The 23,928-nt window shown below is 61.5% G+C and carries 17 protein-coding genes; 9 read left to right on the top strand and 8 right to left on the bottom strand.

What is annotated here, in order from left to right; translation table 11 throughout:
* Positions 1-11 precede the first annotated feature (11 nt).
* The 3 genes from EOS_RS07835 to EOS_RS46130 form a co-directional block, all read right to left on the bottom strand.
* The gene (locus tag EOS_RS07835) at positions 12-1,826 is read right to left on the bottom strand and encodes an FUSC family protein (RefSeq protein ID WP_082163261.1); all 1,815 of its coding nucleotides are present in this window, start codon (positions 1,824-1,826) and stop codon (positions 12-14) included.
* A 210-nt stretch (positions 1,827-2,036) separates the two neighbouring features.
* The gene (locus EOS_RS07830) at positions 2,037-2,474 is read right to left on the bottom strand and encodes a hypothetical protein (RefSeq protein ID WP_047846044.1); all 438 of its coding nucleotides are present in this window, start codon (positions 2,472-2,474) and stop codon (positions 2,037-2,039) included.
* A gap of 415 nt (positions 2,475-2,889) precedes the next feature.
* A complete protein-coding gene (locus tag EOS_RS46130; RefSeq protein WP_152693093.1) occupies positions 2,890-3,156 on the bottom strand; it encodes a hypothetical protein in 267 nt (88 codons plus the stop codon).
* Between the two features lie 177 nt (positions 3,157-3,333).
* Here EOS_RS46130 and EOS_RS07825 point away from each other — a divergent pair, with 177 nt between their 5' ends.
* Positions 3,334-5,439: a phosphocholine-specific phospholipase C gene (locus tag EOS_RS07825; RefSeq protein WP_047846043.1), complete on the top strand. Its 2,106-nt coding sequence runs from the start codon at positions 3,334-3,336 to the stop codon at positions 5,437-5,439.
* Positions 5,440-5,516: 77 nt separating this feature from the next.
* Here the strand turns inward: EOS_RS07825 and EOS_RS07820 are convergent, their stop codons facing one another.
* Positions 5,517-7,184 carry a hypothetical protein gene (locus tag EOS_RS07820; protein ID WP_087881901.1) on the bottom strand — a complete coding sequence of 556 codons (1,668 nt, stop codon included), beginning with the start codon at positions 7,182-7,184 and terminating at the stop codon, positions 5,517-5,519.
* Between the two features lie 4 nt (positions 7,185-7,188).
* On the opposite strand from EOS_RS07820, the gene EOS_RS47950 reads away from it, so the two are divergent.
* Positions 7,189-7,554: a hypothetical protein gene (locus EOS_RS47950; protein WP_152693092.1), complete on the top strand. Its 366-nt coding sequence runs from the start codon at positions 7,189-7,191 to the stop codon at positions 7,552-7,554.
* A 936-nt stretch (positions 7,555-8,490) separates the two neighbouring features.
* Positions 8,491-9,342, top strand: coding sequence for a PA4780 family RIO1-like protein kinase (locus EOS_RS07810; RefSeq protein WP_047846040.1), 852 nt, complete (start codon positions 8,491-8,493; stop codon positions 9,340-9,342).
* On the opposite strand, the gene EOS_RS07805 is transcribed toward EOS_RS07810, so the two are convergent.
* Positions 9,339-10,202 (bottom strand): NAD-dependent protein deacetylase, encoded by an 864-nt coding sequence (locus tag EOS_RS07805; RefSeq protein WP_047846165.1) that lies wholly within the window; start codon positions 10,200-10,202, stop codon positions 9,339-9,341. The two genes, EOS_RS07810 and EOS_RS07805, sit on opposite strands and share 4 nt — an antisense overlap.
* Before the next feature lie 361 nt (positions 10,203-10,563).
* Here EOS_RS07805 and EOS_RS07800 point away from each other — a divergent pair, with 361 nt between their 5' ends.
* Positions 10,564-10,881 carry an ArsR/SmtB family transcription factor gene (locus tag EOS_RS07800; protein WP_047846039.1) on the top strand — a complete coding sequence of 106 codons (318 nt, stop codon included), beginning with the start codon at positions 10,564-10,566 and terminating at the stop codon, positions 10,879-10,881.
* On the opposite strand, the gene EOS_RS07795 is transcribed toward EOS_RS07800, so the two are convergent.
* On the bottom strand, positions 10,882-12,150 hold the full coding sequence (locus EOS_RS07795; protein WP_047846038.1) for an MFS transporter: 1,269 nt from the start codon (positions 12,148-12,150) through the stop codon (positions 10,882-10,884). It lies immediately after the preceding gene.
* A 108-nt stretch (positions 12,151-12,258) separates the two neighbouring features.
* Between EOS_RS07795 and EOS_RS07790 the strand changes: the two genes are divergently transcribed.
* From EOS_RS07790 to EOS_RS07780, 3 genes are all read left to right on the top strand, one after another.
* Positions 12,259-13,179, top strand: coding sequence for a LysR substrate-binding domain-containing protein (locus tag EOS_RS07790; protein ID WP_047846037.1), 921 nt, complete (start codon positions 12,259-12,261; stop codon positions 13,177-13,179).
* Positions 13,180-13,395: 216 nt separating this feature from the next.
* Positions 13,396-15,783 carry a phosphoketolase family protein gene (locus tag EOS_RS07785; protein WP_047846036.1) on the top strand — a complete coding sequence of 796 codons (2,388 nt, stop codon included), beginning with the start codon at positions 13,396-13,398 and terminating at the stop codon, positions 15,781-15,783.
* Between the two features lie 4 nt (positions 15,784-15,787).
* Positions 15,788-16,894, top strand: a complete 1,107-nt coding sequence (locus tag EOS_RS07780) for an acetate/propionate family kinase (protein WP_082163260.1) — start codon at positions 15,788-15,790, stop codon at positions 16,892-16,894.
* 44 nt (positions 16,895-16,938) lie between these two features.
* Here the strand turns inward: EOS_RS07780 and EOS_RS07775 are convergent, their stop codons facing one another.
* Positions 16,939-21,105: a CheR family methyltransferase gene (locus tag EOS_RS07775; protein ID WP_047846035.1), complete on the bottom strand. Its 4,167-nt coding sequence runs from the start codon at positions 21,103-21,105 to the stop codon at positions 16,939-16,941.
* A 335-nt stretch (positions 21,106-21,440) separates the two neighbouring features.
* On the opposite strand from EOS_RS07775, the gene EOS_RS07770 reads away from it, so the two are divergent.
* Together EOS_RS07770 and EOS_RS07765 are read left to right on the top strand one after the other, a co-directional pair.
* Positions 21,441-22,055 carry a recombinase family protein gene (locus tag EOS_RS07770; RefSeq protein ID WP_053063795.1) on the top strand — a complete coding sequence of 205 codons (615 nt, stop codon included), beginning with the start codon at positions 21,441-21,443 and terminating at the stop codon, positions 22,053-22,055.
* A gap of 553 nt (positions 22,056-22,608) precedes the next feature.
* Positions 22,609-23,331, top strand: coding sequence for a 2OG-Fe(II) oxygenase (locus tag EOS_RS07765; RefSeq protein WP_047846034.1), 723 nt, complete (start codon positions 22,609-22,611; stop codon positions 23,329-23,331).
* 125 nt (positions 23,332-23,456) lie between these two features.
* Here EOS_RS07765 and EOS_RS07760 read toward each other — a convergent pair whose 3' ends face one another.
* The gene (locus tag EOS_RS07760) at positions 23,457-23,876 is read right to left on the bottom strand and encodes a type II toxin-antitoxin system HicB family antitoxin (protein ID WP_047846033.1); all 420 of its coding nucleotides are present in this window, start codon (positions 23,874-23,876) and stop codon (positions 23,457-23,459) included.
* Positions 23,877-23,928 lie beyond the last annotated feature (52 nt).

Here is a 23,928-nt window from a genome sequence, read left to right as displayed (position 1 = left end):
CACCCTAAGCGCTAACGAGCAGCAGCAAGTCCGCCCGCGACTGCCGCGTCCGGTTCCGTAGTGTTGCGCCCGGACCGTGCCGCGAACATCGCCAGCGCCCCGGTCAGGCGCGCGCGAGCTTCATCGGCTGCCGCGCCGCGCGCAGTCTCCCGTGCCAATTCACGCGCCGCCTGCACGCAGGCAAACAAAGGCCCGACGGCGAGCTCCACCTGCGTATTCCACGCGAACACGCGCTGCGTCTGCAACGGCCGCAACGCAATCCGCAACTCATGCCAGCGCCGGTCGAGCGCGCGGATGGCCGTGAGCGGATGCATGGCTTCAACGCTCGTATTGCAGACGCGCAAGACTTCATCGAGGGCATCGAGCACGCCGGTTACTTTGGTATCGACGTGACGAGATGTGCGCAGCGGCATCATCGACACAGCCACCGCAATCGACACCACGCAGCCCACAAACACTTCCTCCAGGCGCATTTCAATCAACGGCCCGATGGCAAAGCCCAATTCGCCATAGACCAGCCCGACCAGCACGGTGATGAAAAACACGCCCTGTCCATACGACGTCAGGATGAAGTACGCCCAGCCAAACACGCACGCGGCCATTGCGGCAACAAGCAGCCACGGCATGCCATGAAGCGCTCCCATGAGCGCCGCGCTGACTGCCACGCCGGCGAGCGTTCCAAGCACGCGCTCGCCGGTCTTGCGGATCGTGTCGCCCCGAGACCGCGTGCCGAGGAACACCACGAACGTGGTGATGACCGCCCAGAACCAGCGCTCCGGCGACACGGAATGGCCGATCAGCATGGCGATCAGCGCAGCCGTCGTCGCCCGGCAAGCAGGCAGCCATGCGAGGGCATCGCGCCATGCGAGCGCAGCGCCGGCTGGTCGTTTCACGCCCGTCTTCGCTGCGCGTGCGGTCGAAGCCACCGCGTCACGGCCCGCACGCGACAGGCGCCTTAGCGCGATCCGCAAACGGACATCGCTTCGATCAAGCCGGCTGGAATCAACAGCATGCTGGCCCGCCACGACCTCGACATCGATCAGGCACGCGCGCACTCGCTGCGCGCCCGGGAAATCGAGCAACCCAAGCTGCTCTTCAACAGCCAGCGCAGCTTCGTTCAACAGCGACAAATGACGCATGGCCTCGGGCTCATCGGCACGACGATCGGCGAGCACCGTCGCGGCACGCTGCATCACGGCAGTCAGTGCGCGTCGCAACGTAGCGTCGGGTCGCGTCGGCACGAGTACGCGGCCGGTGAACGCCACAATCACAAGTGCGACCATCGATAAACCAAGCATCGTGAACCCATGCGCGAGCGTCGGATGCAGATAGAGCCCAAGGTAGAACGCAACGACTCCCGTCATCGCGCCGCCGAGCGCGCGCGGCCCGCATGCCTGGACCAGCATCGCCGCGAACAACACGGCAAGGAACGCAGCGTCGGCGGCGAGCGGCCACGCGGCAAGCGCGCTCGCCGCGATGAAACACACCCCCCCGGTGCCATAGATAACCGCAAGCGACCGGAACCAGCCACGCGGCGTGGCATCACGGAGGAACAGCGGCGCGACCATCGCGAACAGCAACGCGAACGCGGCCAGCGTCGGCGGACGATGTGCCTGAACCGTCCAGCCGATCGTCACCACACCTGTCAGCAAGCAGGCAATCGCACTGCGAAGCGCGGTGTGAAAACGCAGAAGGCCCGGATCGGAACCGAGCAGACGGGTCAGTAGACGAGACGAAGGGGAGACGGCGCGACGGGTCGCAGACCGGTTGAAACGCGCATGGCGAAAACCTCGCGCGCGAGAGCATAGGGATGTTGCAATGGACATGTGTAATACCCGAGGCAAGTGTCGGCAGCGGCTTGTGGCCGGTCCCGATACGACGAGTCCGCCTCGCGGCGAACCCTCCTGTTTTGTGCGTCAGACAAAGCGTTCGAACCGGGATCGCCGGACGAGCGCAATGCAGGGAGACGCACGCGAAGCGTGTTTCCGTCTCGCGTATACCCGGATATTACCGTGTCAAAAAACCTGATTTGGGGTTTACCCGATTTGAGCAGGCCGCCGCATTTCGTCGACGGCACCGCACGCCTCTGCCACGACTTGGGCGAGCTCGGCAAGCTGGGATTCGGCGGTCAAGGTTGCGTCGGCGAGCGACAGCACCGCGGCGTCGAGTTCAGCGGCAGCGCCGTCGTTATCGGAGAAAAATTTCAGGGGCAAGGCTGCAAGCGCTCCTGCATTCGCCGACGCCTGGTCGGTTAGCGCACACAGCCGCACCAGGTTCTCGCACAACGATTCCAGGGCATCGGCCGCGTACTGGCAGAGGGCAGCATCGCTTGCGGGATCCTGCGCCACCACATTCAGTGCGGCCTGCGACTTCTCGACGTCGCGCGCGAGCCCGTAGCTCCGGTCACGTGCGGCGGCAAGGCGCCCGGCATAGTCGCCCAGTTGCAAGACCCGCTGCGCCGTATCGGTGAACATCGTGTTCTCCCTGTGCCGTCCAGCTGACGAGGAACGCGCTGAAAGCACGATCTGACGCGACCGGACCGCAACAATGTTTTTATGGTCCGGCCGGCGTTCCTTGATCGAGCACGCAGGAGTCGCCGTTGCGGGACATCTGATGGCAGTCAATCAGCCGCCATAACCTTCTCCTTTACGGCATGTAAATCGCAAGCTTTAACGAATTTTTCATATTCACCGGTTTCTGCGAAGTCACGGTGTTCGACAAACAGTAGACAACGCAACGTCTATGGGCAAGCGCGGCGAGGCAGGATGTCGTCCCTGATTGCCGAATGACCGGTGTCGTTATCTATAGATTCATTTCGCTTACTTATTACTTGTTCATTACGTCCGCGAAGTTATTTGCCTTATTTAATAAATCCTACACGTGTAATTTCTATCCTCTGGGTTGCCCTTTCCCGACACCATCCCTATGCGCGTGGCGTCGACTCGCAATCCGTCCAGAGGACGCTGTGCTCAGCAGACTAATCAGTATCGACTGGATGTGCGGCGCGGTGCTCGCGTGCACGATGCTAGCCGCGTGCGGTGACCACGACCAGCCCGCGGCATCCACGTCTTCGCAGTCCATCGCCTCCACAGCTTCTTCATCGCCCTCTTCCATGCAGCAAACCGATGCGTCCGCTTTACCGGGATCATCGGACATCCAACGCTGGGCCTTGCAGCAAACCCAGCGGGCAACATCGACGTCCAGTCTCACGCAAGAAACCCCGCCCGCCGCCGCTTCCGATCCCCTGTTGTCGCCTGTCATACACGCGGCTGAATGACCCGAAAGCGGCCGGCGAGCCCGATCAAGCCTTCCCCCCACGACCGACAAAGACCCATGACCTTAAAAAGCCGACGTGACTTTCTCAGGGCTGCCGCACAGGCCGCCGGTTCCGCCACCGCACTGGGCATCGTGCCGGCTGGCATCCGCAACGCACTCGCGATACCCGCGAACAACCAGCACGGCAGTATCAAGGACGTCGAGCACATCGTCGTGCTGATGCAGGAAAACCGCTCCTTCGATCATTACTTCGGCACGCTCCAGGGCGTACGCGGTTTTGGCGATACCCGCGCCGTGCAGCTTCCGAACGGCCAGCCGGTCTTCAACCAGCCGCTCGCCGGCGGACTCGGCGAACTGCTGCCGTTCCACCCGGGCGCGTCCGATCTCGGCAACCAGTTCATCCAGGATCTGCCGCACGACTGGACCTCGGGCAAGGGTGCATACGACCAGGGCCGTTACGACCAGTGGGTGCCCTACAAAGGCACGACGACGATGGCGTATCTCACGCGCCAGGACATTCCGTTCCACTACCAGCTCGCCGACGCCTTCACCATTTGCGACGCTTACCACTGCTCGATCAACTCATCGACGGACCCGAACCGCTATTACATGTGGACCGGCTGGGTGGGCAACGACGGCAACGGCGGCGGCCCGGTGATCGATAACGCCGAGGTTGGCTATAGCTGGTCGTCGTACCCGGAAGTGCTCGAAAGCGCGGGCATCTCGTGGAAGATCTATCAGGACGTCGGCACCGGGCTCAACGCACAAGGCTCATGGGGCTGGACCAACGACGCGTACATCGGCAACTATGGCGACAACGCGCTGCTGTATCTGAATCAGTATCGCAATGCGCAACCCGGCAATCCGCTGTATGACAAGGCGCGTACCGGCACGAACGCCGCGGCCGGCGACGGTTATTTCGATATCCTCAAACGCGACGTGCAAAACAACGCGCTGCCGCAGGTCTCGTGGATCGTCGCGCCCGAAGCGTTCTCCGAACACCCGAACTGGCCGGCTAACTACGGCGCGTGGTACGTCGATCAGGTGCTGCAGATCCTCACGTCGAATCCGGCGGTATGGAGCAAGACGGTACTGCTGATCAACTACGACGAAAACGACGGTTTCTTCGATCACGTCGTGCCGCCGTTCCCGCCGTCGTCTGCCGCTAACGGGAAATCGACAGTCAGCACCATCAATGAAATCTTCCCGGGCAGCAGCAGCTATCAGGCAGGCCCGTACGGTCTCGGAACCCGCGTGCCGATGCTGGTCGTCTCGCCCTGGTCGAAAGGCGGTTATGTGTGCTCGGAACTGTTCGACCACACCTCGGTGATTCAATTTATCGAAACGCGTTTCGGCTCGGGGCCAAACGTTACCGAGTCGAACATCACGCCGTGGCGCCGGGCGATCTGCGGCGACCTGACCTCCGCGTTCAATTTCAAGAACCCGAATGCCACCGTTCCCGCCTTGCCGGATACGAGCGGTTACGCCCCCGTGCAAAAGGTTCGTCATCCCGACTATGTGCCGGTGCCACCCACGACCCAGGCCCTGCCGAAACAGGAACCCGGCGTGCGCCCCGCCCGTGCGCTGCCTTACGAATTCTTCGTTCACGCGCACACGAATTCGGGCAACGGGGTCACCTTCGACTTCATCAACACAGGCGATGCCGGCGCGACCTTCCTCGTGTACACGGCCAATAGCACGACCGCGCCGAGCTGCTATACGGTCGAAGCCGGCAAGCGCCTGCACGATCAATTCCCGCTGAGCGCGACCAATACGTACGACTTCATCGTGTACGGTCCGAACGGCTTCCTGCGCCGCTTTACCGGTACGGCGGTCCAGCAGCACTGGTGGAGCGACAAGCAGGCACTGCCGGAAGTGGTCGAGGGTTACGACGTCGCCAACGGCAACCTGCAAGTGCGGTTGAAGAACCTGGGCACGTCGCGCTGCACGTTCAGCGTGTCGAACGCTTACACGCCCGGCACGGTCATTACGCGCCAGGTGCGAGGCGGCGACACAGAAAACCTTTATCTCGACTTGCGCGCGTCGTATGGCTGGTACGACCTGAGCATCACCATAGACTCGGACAGCACGTTCAAGCGGCGTCTCGCAGGACACGTGGAGACAGGCAAGAGCAGCATGTCGGACCCGGCACTCGGAAGCTGAAGCGGGAGCACCCATGAAAAACGCGGCAGCGAGTTGACCTCGCTGCCGCGTTTTTTCATTCAGGGCATAACGAAACTTCAGGTACCGAGATACCCCAGCGGCACTGTCGAGTTCGATTGCGCGACGCTCGCATTCTTCGAGACCACGTACATCGGCATCTCGGTCAGGTTCAGCGTCACGACGCCGTTGCTGTAGGCCACCGTCGAAGCGTTGCCCATCCAGTCCAGCACTTGCACCGTGCCGCTCGTTCCCGCAGCGTCGACCGTGAGGTTGTAGCTGACGCTATAGGTCTGGCTGAAGCCGGCGCTCGCGCTCCACACAGCGTTGTTGTGGGTCCATAGCGCTGTGATCGGAATACCCGTGCCGCGTTGCTGGAATCCGTAGGCATAGACACCCGAGGGCGTGCCGTTCACGGGGCCGAGCGTGGTCGTACCGTCGAGCACGCGCGTCATTGCCGCTACCGCCAGCGCCGAGGGCTTCGGGCTCACGTTGGTCGCGCCGAAGGCGCCTTGCGCATCGCTCAGATCGAAGAAGGTGCCGTAACCCGGCTCGCCCGGATAGTCGGCGCCGTAGAACACATAGGTTTGGTCGGCCCCTTCGCCCAGCAGGATGATGTGCGTCCGTGCCACCACCGCGCCCTGCGCGAACAGGACATTCGACGTTGGATAGTTGGGACCGTACGACGTGCCAAGGTCATAGCTGATACCCGTTTCCGTCACGAACAGCTTCATGCCCGACTTATAATCCGCCTGCATTTCCTGGCGCAGGTTGCGCATCTCGTTCATCAGCGCGTTCGCGGCGTTCGCGGCACTCGGATCGGTCGCGAGACGCTCCGGCGGATGCGACGGCGACGTGCCCGCATCGTAGTAACCATGCGTCGCGATGCCGTCAACATACTGGGCCAGACCGAGCGATGCCATTGTCTTGAGGCGCGCCGTGGTCAGCGACGGAAACGCGCCCGTGGGACCCATGACAACCGCGTTCGGATCAGTCGCGTGCAAGCCTGCATGCACCAGCTTGTAGAGCTGAACGAAATTCGCGTTTGTATCCAGCCAGGTCTGGTCCGGCTCCCAGGTCACCTGGTAATAATTGTTCGCCATCGCGGGCATGTATTTCTGGCGCATCGCTTCAGTTTCTGCACCGACCTGGCTCATGTACGTCTGGTAACCCGCCTGATCCGTCGGCAGATAGGCACTGTCGGTGGTCGCGCCTGTCGGGCTGTCCCATCCGGGAATGCCGTCGAGCCGCACCAGCCGCATGATCTGGCCGGACGAATAACCCGTGTCGGTGGTCGTTGCCGTCGCTGTCCAGGTGTTCGGACCGTTTGGCTCCGTCGTGGACAGCTCACGGTCGTCGATGGTCGAGCTGATGCCAAGCGCGTTGAGCATCGCGGTCCAGCCGTTGAAACCCTGCATGCCGAAACGATGCTGCTCCTGATGTGCATAGGTCGGTGTGGGCACGCTTGCCGTCACGTTGGGCAGGACACCGAAGGTCGCAAAGCCAGTCGGGCGCGTGCCGGCTGTCTGTACACTGCCGCCGGCCTTGGCAAGCGTCGCCGATACCGCGAAGTAACCCGCCACCGTCGATGTACAACTGAGGGTTGTCGTGCTCGCCCCGGCTGGCGTGGGGAAACTGCCGCTGGCAACCGTATTGCCGAGGCTGTCGTTGACGGCCCACGCGAGCGTATCGGCGCTCGAAGGGCTGGCGGTAATCGCAAGCGGGAACGTGCTGCCCGAGGCGAACATACGGGTGCCGTCGGCGCTTGGGGTATCGACCGTGATGACGCCGCTCGCCGATGAACTCGTGGCCGTGACCGGGGAAGCGCACGCCATGCGTAATGCGGCGGTCGCCACCGTGGAGGGTGAAACGACTGCCGCGGGGCTCGCCACTGCTGTCGAACCCGTGGTGCCTGTCGTTGTGCTTGCTGTCGTCCCCGACGTTGTAGTAGCACCAGACCCACTGGTAGAGCCGGTTGCCGCAGAGCCGGACGCTGTGCTGGACGCGCTCGCGGTCGTGCCCGCGCCGCCACCGCTGGTTGCTGCGGTGGAACCTGAGCTGGCGGGATCGCCGGATCCACCGCCGCCGCAGGCCGCCAACGCTAGCACAACTGAATAAATTGAGTAACTGAGTAAGGGGTGTGATTTCATTTTTGAGTGGCTGCCTGATCGTAGCGATGGACTTGAACCGGGCAAACCTTCTCCCCCAAGCGCCCTGGAGGAACTCGGCAACGATTGAATCAGGAGGAAGGACTTGCAGGGTCGCTTACATGCAACGCCAAAACGCCGCAACTAAAAGAACATAGTTCTGCCCTACTTGCCGGAATGAATGTTACACAGACGAAACGTTTTGAGACAGTAAAAAAGACGTAACACGTTGTAACGTCTGATTATTAATCGGTAATTCGGAATATTGTCTAACTAATAAATCCTAATTAAAGACTCTGAAAGGGTTGAATTGTCACAACGATCTAACGTAATAAGGGATTGATTAGACAAATACTGCCCTCCGTCTTTAGAGACGTGTATCAAAATCGAAGCATTTTTTTGATCCGCCCAGACGCGGTCATTGGCCCGGATTTCCAATGCTGCAAAAGGGGTGACGACGGGGGTGACGACGGGATCGCCTGGGTGCGATCCAGGATGATCAGCTCGCACGAATCAATAGAAATTCGCACGGAAATACGTTGAAAATTCTCTTTTCTATCCCTATCCGAACGATGTGGCGATCATTAGCCCCGTCGTGAAAAACCCGCTGCCTGAAGCCCATCATTTACGCAGTGCCGCTCTAATCTCGCACACGCTGCGTTCGAAACGATGACGTGGTTAAGGCCAACGCATCCGGCATATAAGTGCACGAGGTAGCGCGCATCGGCGCCCGGCGCAAAGCCGCCTTCTTCAGCAGGCAGATCGCGACGGTCGCTTGAGCGTACAAGCGCTTCTGCCCGGGCAAATCCGCGTTGCCTTTATAATCCGCCATGATTCCAATTTCCTGTCTCCACGCTTGCCACCCCCTTTGCGGCTTCCGCGAAGTCATCTCCTATGCGGTGGCCGTATGAAAACTCCCAAAAGACTGCTGCCGCTGCTGGAAGAAGGCCTGATCGACGAAGTGATCGGCCAGTTGATGAGCGGCAAGGAAGCGACCGTCTACGTCGTGCGCAGCGGCGATTCCACGCGCTGCGCGAAGGTCTATAAAGACGCGAAGCAGCGCAGCTTCCGGCAAGCGGCTTCATACCGCGAAGGCCGCACGGTGAAAAACAGCCGGCAAGCGCGCGCGATGGAAAAAGGTACGCGCTACGGCCGCCAGATGCAGGAAGAAGCGTGGCAGAACGCCGAAGTCGATGCGCTGTTCCGGCTCGCCAACGCCGGCGTGCGTGTGCCGCAACCGTACATCTGCACGGATGGCGTGTTGCTGATGGAACTGGTGGTGGATGCAGCAGGCGATGTCGCGCCGCGTCTGAACGACGTGGACATGAGCCACGCGCGCGCGCTCGAGCTGCATGAACTGCTCCTGAGTCAGGTCGTGCGCATGTTGTGCGCCGGCATGATTCACGGCGACCTGTCCGAGTACAACATCCTGCTGGCCGCCGACGGTCCGGTCATCATCGACTTGCCGCAGGCGGTCGATGCTGCCGGCAATAACGAAGCGGCGTCCATGCTGCAACGTGACGTCGATAATCTCGCGACCTACTTCGGCCAGTTCGCGCCCGAGTTGCTGAAGGCGAGCTACGGCAAGGAAATGTGGGCGCTGTATGAAGCGGGTCTGCTTACCGTCGATACAAAACTCACGGGTCACGTCGAAGTCGACACCACGCCGGTGGATCTTGAAAGTGTGATGCAGGAGATCGAGGATATCCGGCTTGAAGAGGAAGCCCGGGTGAGACGCGAGCAGGAACTCGACAGCTAAGCCTTTCGTTCCAGCTCCAGTTCGTTCGCGAGCCCATCGAGCGTCGGCCCGCACGGCGCTTCTACTTTCAATTGCAACAGCGCGTCGGCCCGCGTCCGCCCGAGATTGACCGCCGCGATCGGCTTGCCGGCGCGTGCGGCCCACTCGCAAAAGCGAAAACCCGAATACACCATCAGCGACGAACCGAGCACGAGCATTGCATCGGCCTGGTCGAGCGCGGCCGCCGCCGCGTCCACGCGGGTCCGCGGCACACCTTCGCCGAAGAACACCACGTCCGGCTTGAGCAGGCCACCACAACGTGTACAGGACGGCGCGTGGAAAGCGTTGAAGTCGTAACCCTCGAGTTGCGCGTCACCGTCCGCCACCGGCAGCGCGGCCAGGCCGACAAAGCTCGGGTTATCGGCTATCAGCGTTTGCTGAAGAGCCGCGCGGGTTGTCTCGTTACCGCACTCCATGCAGCGCACGCGGCCGATATTGCCGTGTAATTCGATCACGTCCGTATTGCCCGCGCTCGTATGCAGTCCATCGACGTTCTGCGTGACGAGCCGCTCGAAAATGCCCAGGCGCTCGAGTCGTGCCACCGCGACATGCGCAGCATTCGGCGCAGCGCCGGCAACCAGCGGCCAGCCGATCATGCTGCGTGCCCAATATCGTTTGCGCGCGAACGCTGAACCCATGAAGTCTTTCAGCAGGATGGGGGCACGGCCGGTCCGTTGCCCTTCGGTGTCACGGTAGCAAGGTATTCCGGATTCCGTACTAATTCCCGCACCAGACAAAACGAACAGCCGCGGATGCCGTTCGACGAAATCGTAGAGAGGGTTTGAAAGCGTCCGAGACGCGCGGGCTGGCAGGTTTTTCATCTTCGGGATAGTAGCGGCAAGCCGTTTTCTCTGCTTGAGCGCGATCTTTTTGGATCGAGCCGGGCCGCATGCCACCGGACTTTTGCCCACGGTTTCTTCAGGACCTTGCCCGGGATCATCCATGCGCACACCGTAGCGCGTCAATCTACTGCCCTTAATTTGTGTTTCACAAATACAGGGTACAAATTGTATTTGTAAAATATAGGCTTTAACTTGTAGACGAATACCCCACGCACCTCAGACGCGTACGGCTTTCCTCCCCTTCCGTACCTTGACATCACGGTTGTCTGTTTCGACCATACCTAGTGGTTAGCGCACTAACTAACGCACTAACGGAACCAACGAACCGCCAGGTACCCTCGTGACTTCCGACCTCCTCAACTCGACTTTCGCAGCGCTCGCCGATCCGACCCGGCGCGCCATCCTGGCGCGGCTTGCCCGAGGCGAGGCATCGGTGTCGGAACTTGCCGAGCCGTTCAACATGACGCTCCCTGCCGTGTCCAAGCACCTCAGGGTGCTCGAGCATGCCGGACTGATCGTGCGCGACCGCGACGCGCAACGGCGTCCTTGCCGGCTCGCCGCCGCGGCGTTGAAAGATGCCAGCGAATGGTTCGATCCGTATCGTCGGCTATGGGAACCAACGAAGGTGGAAGGACACGATAAACCGCCCTCCCCCTGATCACACAACCCGCGCCACCGGCTTCGGAAACAGCGGATAAGCAAACAGCGCGCAACCCGCAGCAACGAGCCAGACGACGCCCCAAGACCCGATCGCGAGCAGATGCGGAATGCACAGCGGCGTCAGGAAAAAGCCGAAATACACGGCCGTATTCGCCATCCCGAGCGCCGTACCCGCGCGCTCCTTGCCGGCCATCGTCGCGAGTTCGGTATAGGCCACGCCATGCCACGCGGACACGCAGATCCCGGCAAAGACGACGACAGAAATGAGCCACGCTTCTGGTAACCGATGACCCGAGCCCACCGCAGTTGCCAGCACCGCGAATGAAGCGACCGCAACCAGCGTCGACCCTCGCAGATAAGCACGCCGGTTGCCACGCTTGTCGGTGAACCGCCCGCTCCCCACGCGCATGACCATCGCGCCGAGCTGCACTGCGACCATCGTGGCGGTAATGCCTGTTATGCCGACATGCCCGAAGTCATGCAGGAACACCGTGGCGAAGCTCAGCACCGCGAACTGCGGAATGGCCAAGATGGCGATGCCCAGCACGACGCGCCAGATCATCCGGTCACGCAGCGGACCGACTGCGGGCGCGGGCGGAACACGCGGACCTGGATGAGCCGCAACGGGCGCCTCCGGCGGCTCGTGCAACCATTGCCACGCGAGCAGACCCGACACCGCGCACATGGCCGCCAGGACCCCATAGACCGGGCGAAACCCGCCCGTGGACACAAGCCAGGGCAGGATTAACGCACCCAGGCCGCCGCCCAGCGGCACGGCAGTCTGACGGATGCTCATCGCCAGACCGCGCTCGCCTTCCTGAAACCAGCGCATGACCGCGCGTCCGCTCGATCCGTTCACGCTTCCGCCAACCAGCCCGACCAGGCACATCGACATCACCAGCCACAACAAGCCGGGGACAGCCGCGTGCGACGGCACGACGAACAGCATCATCGCGAACAGCGCGGCAGCGGTGGTGGCCAATCCCGTCAGCAAGATTGGCCGGTCACCCCAGCGGTCGGTCGCGACGCCCCACGGCAATTCCGACAGCGCGACGCCCAGCCCCATTGCGCCAAGCGCCAGCCCGAGTGCTGCGTTGCCGAGGTGATAGTCCGCCCGCAGCCACACGGCGGTCGTGGGAATGCCTGCGGCAGCGGCCGAAAAGCTGACGTTCGCGGCCACGCCGACGCCCAGCACTTTCCATCGATGGGAAGCGCCCAGTTCGCGGCGCACCGTTGCCGGCAAGGGGACTGCGCATTGAGTTTCCATGCTTTTTCTCTCTTGAATGCCTTTGACGGAGCCAGTGTCGCGCTTTATGATTGTCCTGAATATCAAGTAATATCGAAACAACAATTCTATAAAACAGGACGATCAACCATGTCGCAAACCAATTTCGATGTCGCGTCATTGCGGACCTTCGTGGTCGGCATGGAGCTGGGAAGCTTCGCGAAAGCGGCGGACCGCGTCGGGCGCTCGACGTCGGCCGTGAGCGCACAGATCAAGAAGCTGGAGGAGCAATCGGGCGCGCCGCTGTTCAAGAAAGCCGGGCGCAACCTGGCGCTGACCGAAGCTGGCGAAACCATGCTCCGGTTCGCGCGCCGGCTGGTCGATCTCAACGACGAAGCCGCCGTGGCCATGCGCGGCCCCGACCTCGAAGGCTGGATCCGGCTCGGGCTACAGGAAGATTTTGGCGAAGTGATGCTGCCCGACATACTGGGCCGTTTCTCGCGCGCGCATCCGAAGGTGCGGATCGAGGCGCGGGTGGCGCGCAATACGGAACTGCTCGGCCGCATCGATACGAACGACCTCGACCTCGCCCTGGTCTGGGACGATTCCGTCGCTTCGGCGCCGGAGCTTCGAAACGGGGTCCGCCGTGAGCAAATCGCCAGGCCTGCCATGTGCTGGATCGGTTCATCGACCCTGCCGTGGAATCCTGATAGGGCAGAGCCGGTGCCGCTGGTGGCGTTCGACCGGGCCTGCCTGTTTTTCAGCACAGCAACCGAGGCGCTCGACCGCGCAAATATCCCTTGGCGGGTGGCTTTTACGAGCCCGAGTCTCTCCGGTTTGTGGGCTGCCGCCGCTGCCGGATTGGGCCTTACCGTGCGCACCCGCTATGGCTTGCCCGCCTCGGTGAGCGCGTTCGACGGCCGCGACATCGGCTTGCCCGCGCTGCCGTCGGTGCCGCTTTCGCTGGTGCGCGCATCGGTCACCTCGACGCCGCCAGTGCAGCAGCTCGCAGCGCTCATTCTCGAATCCGTGCGCGGCGGGTCGGCATCGTTCGACCGGATCGCGGCGTGAGGGTAATTGCATCGCATAGTGCGATCGACTGGAACACCGCGCTGCAGCTTCGTACCGTCGGCGGCAAGTCATAGCATTGCCTTTGATCCATGTCATGGTCGAAGCTGACCGTGATTCCGCCACACGCGGCACAATGGACGCATGCCTCACCACAAGTGACAGTGACCCGCATCGAGTGACACCGCCCTTCCACCCAACGGATACAACGGACACGACATGGACACACAGGCAACTTCCAGCTCCCCTCGCCTTTCCCCCGACGAATTGCGCAAGATCGATGCTTACTGGCGCGCTTGCAATTACCTGTCGGTCGGCATGATCTATCTACGCGCCAATCCCCTCCTGCGCGAACCGCTGAAAACGGAACACATCAAGCGCCGCTTGCTGGGACATTGGGGATCGGACCCCGGCCAGTCGTTCACGTGGGTGCACCTGAACCGCCTGATCATGCGGGACGACCTGAACGTCATGTTCATCTCCGGCCCGGGGCATGGCGCACCTGCAACCTTATCGAACTCGTACCTGGAAGGTTATTACTCCGAGGTCTATCCGGATCGCAGCGCCGACGAAACCGGCATGCTGCGCTTGTTCCGATCGTTTTCATCGCCGGGCGGCATTGGTTCGCATTGCACCCCCGAAACGCCGGGATCGATACACGAAGGCGGCGAGCTCGGCTACAGCCTCTCGCATGGATTCGGCGCGGCGTTCGACAACCCCGACCTGATCGTGGCTGTGATGGTCGGCGACGGCGAAGCCGAGACCGGCCCGCTCGCCACCTCATGGCATTCGAACAAGTTCCTGAACCCGGTGGTGGACGGTGCCGTGCTGCCCATCCTGCATCTGAACGGCTACAAGATCGCGAACCCGACCATCCTCGCGCGCATTCCCGAAAAAGAACTCGAAGCATTGATGACGGGCTACGGTTATAAGCCTCACTTCGTGTCGGGCCATGATCCCGCCGTCATGCATCAACTGATGGCAGAGACGCTGGAGACTTGTATCGGCGAGATTCGTGCAATTCAGGCTCATGCGCGTTCTACCGGCGACACCACACGTCCGCGCTGGCCGATGATCGTGTTGCGTTCGCCCAAGGGCTGGACCGGCCCGAAGGAGGTCGACGGTCACAAGGTCGAAGATTTCTGGCGCGCGCATCAGGTCCCGGTGCTCGATCCGGTGACCAGCGCGAAGAGCCTGAAGGTCGTGGAAGCGTGGATGCGCAGCTACAAGCCCGAAGAACTCTTCGACGAGAACGGCACGCTGATTGAAGAACTCAGAGAGATCGCGCCGAAGGGCGACCGCCGCATCAGCGCCAATCCGCATGCGAATGGCGGCCGGCTCAGGCACTCGCTGGATCTGCCCGACATTCGCGACTACGCGTTCGATGTCAACGATCCCGCCAGCACGTATCAGTCACCCACCGCGGTGCTTGCGAGCTGGCTGCGCGACGTCATCAAACGCAACATGAGCACCTTCAAGCTGTTCGGTCCCGATGAAACCGCCAGCAACAAACTCGATGGCGTGTATGACGCATCGGGCAAACGCTGGATTGCCGAGATCAAGCCGGAAGACAGCGACGGCGGCGCGTTATCGCCTGATGGCCGCGTGATGGAAATGCTCAGCGAACACACGCTGGAAGGCTGGTTCGAAGGGTACGTGCTCACGGGCCGGCACGGGCTGCTCGCGACCTATGAAGCGTTCGTGCATGTGATCGATTCCATGTTCAACCAGCACGCCAAGTGGCTGGAGAAAGCGAAGAAGGAACTCGACTGGCGTGCTCCGGTGCCTTCGGTGAACCTGCTGATTACCTCGCTGGTATGGCGTCAGGATCACAACGGTTTCACGCACCAAGACCCGGGTTTCCTCGATGTCGTCACGAACAAGAGTCCCGAAGTCGTGCGCATTTATTTGCCGCCCGATGCCAACTGCCTGCTGAGCGTAATGGATCATTGCCTGCGCTCGCGCGACTACATCAACGTGATCGTCGCGGACAAGCAGCCGCACTTGCAGTACCTCGACATGGAGCATGCGCTTGCGCACTGCGCCAAGGGTATCGGCATCTGGGACTGGGCATCGACGGACCAGAACAGCGAACCGGACGTAGTCATGGCTTGCGCCGGCGATATAGCGACAATGGAATCGCTCGCCGCGGTCGAGATCCTGAAGGAACGTTTCCCCGATCTCAAGATCCGCTTTGTGAACGTGGTGGACCTGTTCCGCCTGATGCCCGACACCGATCATCCGCACGGGTTATCCAGCCGCGATTTCGACTCCATTTTCTCGCGTGAGAAACCGGTCATCTTCAACTTCCACTCGTATCCGTCGCTGGTTCACAAGCTCACGTACAACCGCACGAATCACGAGAACATGCACGTGCATGGCTATCGCGAACGCGGCAACATCAATACGCCGTTCGAGCTCGCGATCATCAATCAGGTCGACCGGTTTTCGCTGTGTATCGACGTGATCGATCGTGTCCCGCGGCTTCGCGATACCGGCGCGCATACGAAGAACTGGCTCAAGGACCAGATCAACGACAGCATCGCTTACGCGCATGCGGAAGGCATCGACCGCGATGAAATCCGCAACTGGGCATGGAAAGGCTGAGACCATGACACTGGGTATCCTGGTGCTGAACAGCGGCTCGTCGTCGCTTAAATTCGGCGTGTATGTGCCGGACAGCGGCGACGAAACCGCGTGGCTGACCGGCAGCGCGAAGGGCATCGGCCGCGACGATGGCTCGCTCACCATGCGCTCGTCGGATGGTGTTATCGATGTGAAGCAAAGCCACGTGATGGAGTCGCAACACGACGCGTTGCGGCGCGTGGCGGACACGCTGCACGAGCATCTCGACCAGCCTCTGGCCGCGGTGGGTCATCGTGTGGTGCATGGCGGTCCGCATCTGACTGCACACACGCTCATCACAACCGAGGTCAAGCAGACCTTACGCGATGCGGTGCCATTCGCACCGTTGCATCTGCCTCAGGCACTTGAACTGCTCGATCAGGCACAGCAAATCTTTAGCGACGTGCCGCATTACGCCTGCCTCGACACCGCGTTCCACCAGACCATGCCCACGCGGGCCACTCACCTCGCGCTGCCGAAACACTACGCTGACGAAGGTCTCGTTCGATACGGTTTCCATGGCCTCTCGTACGAGTCCATCGTCTCAACGCTCGGCAGCGATCTTCCCCCGCGCCTCGTGGTCGCGCATCTTGGCAGCGGCGCCAGCCTTTGCGCGATCCGCGATGGCCGCTCCATCGATACGACCATGGGGCTCACACCCACTGGCGGCATTCCGATGGCAACCCGCACCGGCGACCTCGACCCCGGCGTGTCCGTGTATCTCATGCGGACCGGTTCCCTGGATGCCGATGCGCTCGAACATCTGATCAATCACGAAAGCGGTCTCAAGGGCCTCTCCGATTCGAACGACGACATGCAGACGCTTCTGCAACGCAACGACGCAGATGCGGAGCTCGCCATCGATATCTTCTGCACCGCGGTACGCAAGACGATCGGCGCCTATGCCGCGTTGATGGGCGGTCTCGACAGGGTCGTGTTCACCGGGGGTATCGGCGAGCATGCGCAGACTGTGCGTGAACGCATCTGCGAAGGACTCGAATTTCTCGATGTTCAATTCGAGGTGATCGAGACGCAGGAAGAACGGCAGATCGCACGTCATTGCCGCACGCTGCTCGCTGGAGCCGCTGGCTGAAAGCGCTCAGTCAGAAGACATCGGGCAACAACGCGTTTGTACCTTCAGCCATGTTCATGCGTGCCGCCGCCATGTGCCCCGCGCCAGAAGAACACCTGCTCGGCGGCGGCAATCAGCGTGTCGAGCGACACCGGCTTGGTGAGCGTCAGGTCGAAGCCCGACGCGCGTGCGCGTTGATCGTCGGCGCCTGCGGTGTAGCCTGTCAACGCGATAGCAGGCAACAGGCCCAGCCGGGGATTTGCACGCACCTGAGCGATGAGTTCATAGCCGTCCATGCCCGGCATGCTGATGTCGCAGACCAGCAGGTCCACGTGGTTGCGTTCGAGCAGCGCGAGTGCTTCCTTGCCGTTGTGCGCGGTGGCGGCCAGCGCGCCTTCGAGCTGCAGCAAGGCCGCAAATGCACTCGCGGTCTCGGAGTCGTCGTCGACAACGAGCAAACGCACGCCGGCAAGCGACCCGGTACGCTCTTCTTGCGTCTGCTCCCCCGCCGGCCGGCCGTCGACCAGCGGCAGCCAGACGCTCATCCGAGTGCCGTGCCCTGGACCGTCCGAGTGCGCAAGCACGCGTCCCGCATGCATCTCCACGAGTTGCTTGACGAGCGCCAGGCCGATGCCCATGCCACCGCCCGTCTTCCGACGCGCTTCGCTTCCCTGGGAGAACATCTCGAAGATATGCGGCAATAGCGGCGCTTCGATCCCCATCCCGGTATCCGTTACATCGATACGCAACTCGTCCTCGTCGTGCGTGAGGAGAACCGAAACCGAACCGCCCCGCGGCGTAAACTTCAGCGCGTTGCTCAGCAGGTTCCACACGATCTGATCGAAGCGTACGGGATCGACCTTGGTCCATATCGGTTCCTCCAGCCCTTCGAACGACAGCACGATGCCTCTCGATGCCGCGTCCGCCTCGATCGCGTCGGCAATGGTCCTCAGCATGTGCGCGACGTCGCCCATCGCAAGGTTCAACGCCAGCTTGCCGGTGCGCACGCGCGACAGATCCAGCAGGTCGTCGATAATCTTTGCCTGCGCGAGCACGGCCCGCTGAATAGCGTCCGCCGCGAGCTGAATAGCGGGTACGCCACGTGCCTCGGGTATCCGCGGCAACATCTCCGCCTTCACATGAATCAGGTTGAGCGGGTGCTTCAACTCATGCGAGAGCACGGCGAGGAAGTCGTCCTTGAGCCGGTTCGCCGCCTCCGCTTGCGCCCGCACCGCGCGCTCCTCAGCGAGTTGCGACTGACGCGCATCTTCCTGCGTCTTGCGATCCGTCAGGTCCCGCACGATCTTCACGAAGCCCGTGAATTTCGGATCGGACAGCGGTGTCACCACGCCGCTGCAATACACCTTGCGGCCGCCCTTCGCGACATGCCAGCGATCGTCGTCGGCGCGGCCGTCATGTTGCGCGGCCTCGCGTTCGTGCGCCGCCATGTGCTGTTCCCGATCCTCCGCCATAAAGATCACGTCGATGTTCTGCCCGACAGCTTCGTCTTCGCTATAACCGAACACGCGTTCGGCCCCGGCATTCCAGCTGACGATGCAGCCTTCGGGGTCCTGCACGATGATCGCGAAGTCGTTGGTCGTCTGCGCCGCGAGTCTCAGACGTTCTTCGCCTGCACGCACACTCGCCTCCGCGCGACGGCGCGCCGTGGTTTCGACGAGGCTCAGCACCGCGCCGTCGATACGATCGTCCGCCGTCCGGTAAGGCAGCACGCGAGCGAAAAACCAGCGGCCGTCGGTGGTGGCGACTTCGCGCTCGGTCAGGCGCAGCGACTGGAACGTCGCGCTTACGTCGTCGGCGAGTTCCGGATAGACCAGCCGGTGCGTGATGTCGAACAGCGAGCGCCCGACATCCGCGCCTATCACGTTGAACACCGTCGCCGCGCTCGGCGTATAGCGTTTGATGCACATCGCGCGGTCGACAAAAATGGTCGCAATGTCGGTAGACGTGATCAGGTTCTGCAAGTCGTCATTGGCCTTGCCGGTCTCCTCTATCTTCGCCTGCAGCTCCGCGTTGACCGTGATGAGTTCCTCGTTGACCGATTGCAGCTCTTCCTTGCTGGTTTCGAGTTCTTCCGTCGCCGATCTCAACTCTTCGTTGATCGCCTGCAATTCTTCATTCGACGCCTTCAACTCTTCCGTCGACGTTTCATATTGCTCGATCGTAGTCTGCAGTTGTTCCTTGCTCGAATGCAGCTCTTGTTCGAGTTGCTGCATCACGGTGTCATTGCCCGCCGGATGCTCCGCGACCACCTTGGTTTCCGTCATCGCTTCCTGGACCTCGTCGAACAAGACGAGGAGAAAGTCGGCGTCGGCGGCGGCGTCGTGGAAGGGGCGCACGGTCATGTTCACGTAGGACGGGTGACCGTCGCGCTGCAGCTTCACTCGCCGCGCCTCCACGCTATTGCCTGTCTGCGCTGCCTGGAACAAGGCCGTACGCAGGTCGAGCCGCAACTCGGGCAGCACGACGGCGATCATGTTGCTGGAAGGCTCGCCGCCGACATAACGCAGGAAACGTCCCGCGTTGTCCGACATATGCACGATCTTCGAGTCGCGATTGACGATCACGCTGGGCGGCGCATATTGCTCGAGCACACGCTGGTGTAACGCGCTGAACGAGAAATTGCGGCGCCCCGGAACCAACGCGGACCCCGCCTCGTCGTCATGCGTATAACGCCCTTGCATCAGCAACGACGGTGAGCTCAGCGACGGGCGGTTCGGCAGCTTCGCCGACTTCGCCCGATACACGCGGTTCTTCTTGTCGACCACGCTGAACAGGTCTTCGACCGAGTCCGCTGATTCCGAACTGCCCAGGAACAGATACCCGTTGGGGTACAACGCGTAGTGGAACATCTCCAGCACCTGGTTCTGCACGCCGCGATCCAGATAGATCAGGAGATTGCGGCAGGAGACCAGGTCGAGCCGAGAAAATGGCGGATCGCGCAGCACGTTGTGCATGGCGAACAGGATCTTTTCGCGCACGCTTTTCACCACCTCGTAGCGCGAGTCGGTCTTGACGAAAAATTGCCGCAACATGGCGGGGCGGACATCAGTCATGATCGACTCGGGGTACAGTCCGGCCCGTGCCCGTGCGACGGCGCTTTCGTCTATGTCGGTGGCGAACACCTGGATGTTGACGGTGGAACGCAAGGCTTCGCGCTGCTCGCACAACAGCATGGCAAGCGAATACGCTTCTTCGCCCGATGAACACCCCGCGACCCACGCGCGCACCTGATCGCCCTCGGTCTTGCCGTGGAACAGCGCCGGCAGCACGTCGCGTTCGAGTGACTCGAACGCTTCTCTGTCGCGGAAAAAACTGGTCACGCCGATCAGCATGTCTTTGAGCAAAGCGCCAGTTTCGCGCGGGTTATCCCGCAGCAGGTCGCGGTAAGCAATGAGGTCCGGTACGCCGTTGACCTGCAGGCGCCGCTCGATCCGGCGCAACATAGTCGCTCGCTTGTAGAAACGGAAATCGTGACCGGTGCGGACGCGCAAGGTCGACAGAATGGCTTGCAATGCGAGTTCAGCTTCGCTGTGGCGGTCGGCCCGCTCGTTCGTCACAAGCGAAGCAGGTTCCAGTTCGGGCAGCGCGATGCGCTTGGCGTTATTCCATATATCCAGCAGCCGTTGCGGCATCTCCACCACGGGCATGACCAGGTCGACCTGGTCAGTCAGGATCGCGTTCTGCGGCATCTCGGCGTATTCGGCGTCGTTCGGCTCCTGCGCCAGCGTCACGCCGCCGCGCTCCTTCACGCTGGCAATACCGACTGCGCCATCGCTGCCCGTCCCGGACATCACGATGCACATCGCGTGCTGGCCATGCGCCTCGGCCAGGCTCCTGAAGAACCGGTCGATGGTGACCGGCCGGCCCGCCATGGGCTCGGCGTTGCGCGCGTTTAGATAACCATCCGTCATCGTCAGGCTCTTGCCCGGCGCGATGACGTAGACGTGGTTCGCTTCTATCGGCGTTGGCCCACTGACCTGCGACACGCGCATGCGGGTCACGTGCTGCAGGACCTTGTCCGCGCTGCTGACATGCTTCGCCGACAGATGCAGCACCACGACGAACGCCATGCCCATGTCGGCCGGCGCGTTCTCGAAGAAGCGCAGCAGCGCCTGCACGCCCCCTGCGGACGCACCGATCCCGACCACCGGAAAATCCAGCGAACTCGAGCGATGGGCTGCGTCCGGCCCGTCATTGCTCTCCGGCGGCACCGTTGATGTTGTAGTTTCGCTCACTCCAGGGGCCTCGGTTCGAGGTGCTTCGATGGTGAAAGATACCACTACACCGTTTCGACCAAACGCGCTTTGAAGCGGTCCAGCCAGAGGGTGGGCCGCCGTCGGGCGGACGCTCCGCGGCGACACCGGATCATCCGGTTTTATCTGCAGGGGAATAGGCGGCGCTCATTATATTCACGCGGCATTTGTTCTGGACGTATTCAGGACGCTGCCGGGCAGTGCAGCCGGCAGCTTTGCTACCATGAGCATGCCACCGCCGACCGGCGTGCCCTGCCGGCGAGCCGGGCGAAGGCACTATCGGAGCGCGCCTCGTGACCCTCATCGTGTACATCAATACCGGCGGCAACCCGGACGTTCGTGACAACGACCTGTTCGAAATCGACGCGGCCGGTTTTCTGGTTGACATGGGTTCCGTGCTGGTCGATCACTGCAGCCATGCCGCCAGCGCCGCGTCACGCCCCGCGCTTCAGCGGGCAATCCGCCGTCTCAAGCCCGGCGACACACTGGTGATCGCACGCCTCGGTTACCTGGGAAGCAGTATCAGCGACGCCGTCTCGACGCTCACCACGCTGGCCGCCAGACAGGCGCACGCTATCTGCCTCGATGCGGGCAAAACCGATCTTTGCACGAGCGGCGACGACTCGCCCATCCGCATGCTCCAGCTCGCCGCCGAACTGGAACGCGATGCAAAACGCGCCCGCGCGCTCGACGCGGCAGCCATTGCGAAGAAGGTCGGCACGCAGCAGGGGCGTCCTGCCTCCTTGTCCGATTCACAGCGGCAGCAAGCGCTGAAAGCGCTGGCTGCGGGCAGTACCGTGACGGCAATCGCACGGGTGCTCAGTACGTCGAGGCAAACCATCATCCGGCTGCGCGACGCGGCATCGCGCGACGCCGCCGACGTGCAGTCGCCGCCTTTGGAACACTGAGGAGTGGTTTTCGCTCGCGCCGGTGGACGGGGTTTGGTGGTTTTGGGGTTAGCGGTGAGGGGTTGATGCCGGGTTGCTGCTTTTGGCCTTAGTGGTCTGCGTGAGTTAGCTGATTTCTTTATCACTATTAGCCACTGTGCGTGGCGGCACGTCATTTCTGACTTTGCAAACGCGCAAAGAAACGAAGCAAAGAAACGCGTTCCAACCATCGGCAAGTTAGTGTCCCTAGCGTGCAGGCTAGAAGTTTTTGGCACCTGATAGCACGGTGCTCGCCAGATTGGAGGATGTTTGAAGCCCGACCTCTCCGAACACCGATACCCACACGCTTCGCCACCAGTGACTGAACCTGCCACAGGTTCACCCCGCGCTATCCGCGTACAACCACATAAATCGATTAAGTAACCCGCGACAAGTAACTATTACCTTTAACTTCAACTTCAAGTAAAAAATTCCTCCTGACTATAGTGCGCCAATGTGAACGCAATATCCGGAGTGTTCTCACACGCTGACCGGCAGACACTGGATCATTCGAACCTGCATGGAGAAACCGTTTATGGATGTCCTGGCTACCGGTATAGAAGCGCGCGTGAGCGCCATCGACTGGCACACGGTTGAAGAAGAGCTGGATCAATTCGGCTGCGCAACGGTCGCGCATTTGCTTACGCCCACGGAATGCGACTCGTTGAAAGCGCTCTACTCTCACGACGAGCTATACCGAAGCCGCGTGGTCATGGCGCGACACGGCTTCGGGCGCGGCGAATACAAGTACTACGGTTATGCATTGCCCGAGGTGATCGGTAACTTGCGCGAAGCGGTCTATCCGCATCTGGTCCCGATCGCGAATCGATGGAACGAGATCATGCGTATCGACACGCGTTATCCACCGGACCACGCCGAATTCATCGACCGGTGCCATGCGGCCGGGCAGGTGCGGCCAACGCCGCTGATCCTTCAATACGGCGAAGGCGATTACAACTGCCTGCATCAGGACCTGTATGGCGAGCACGTTTTTCCGCTACAGCTCGCAATCTTGCTGTCGGTGCCGGGACGGGACTTTACAGGCGGAGAGTTTGTCATGACCGAGCAGCGGCCGCGCATGCAATCGCGGGCCGAAGTCGTGCCGTTAGCGCAAAGGAACGCCGTGATTTTTGCTGTGCATAACCGGCCGGTGAACGGGACACGCGGGGCATATCGCGTGAATCTGAGGCATGGGGTCAGCCGGCTGAGATCGGGGCACCGGCATACGGTGGGCATCATTTTCCACGACGCGGCCTGAGATACCTCCGCTTGCGATCAACTTAGTGGGTTTGCTCCCCCCCAGCGCGCGCCCATGCGGCGCGGACTGACAAAAAGCCCAGGAAGCGTCAATGTGCCCCGGAGCTGAATTCCAGCAGCCATTGGCTATGAGATGGATACTTCCAACCGCTTGCCGAGTTTGTTGAACGCCGCTTCAATAGCGTCCAGCCTGGAAGAATGCCGCGGATCGAGCAGCCGATCGACCTGCGGCATATGTACATCCAGGCGACGTGCGAGCTCCGACTTCCTGACACCCTGACGGATCATTTCGTTGGCGAGTAAAACCTTGGAAACAACGAGTGCCGGCAACGTCACGACAGGCTGTCCCTTCTTCGGTTTTGAAGGCGGCGGAACCTCCCGCTTATCGTCAAAATAGATCTCGATAGCACTTTCCAGTGCGTCCAGTGCATTAAGTAGCGCCTCGCCTTCATCGTCTCCGACAGATACGGCTTCGGGGATATCCGGGAAAGTCACCAGATACGTGTTGTTCGTATCTAGCTCCAATTTCACTGGATAAGACAACATGGCTATTTGATTCTCCGATAATTTTCACACTTCAAAACCGAAGTGCGATGTC

Origin of the sequence: Caballeronia mineralivorans PML1(12), from assembly GCF_001028175.1 — a bacterium.
Classification (GTDB): domain Bacteria; phylum Pseudomonadota; class Gammaproteobacteria; order Burkholderiales; family Burkholderiaceae; genus Caballeronia; species Caballeronia mineralivorans.
The sequence above is the reverse complement of the archived record's forward strand: the minus strand, read 5'-3'. Positions and strand labels throughout refer to the sequence as shown.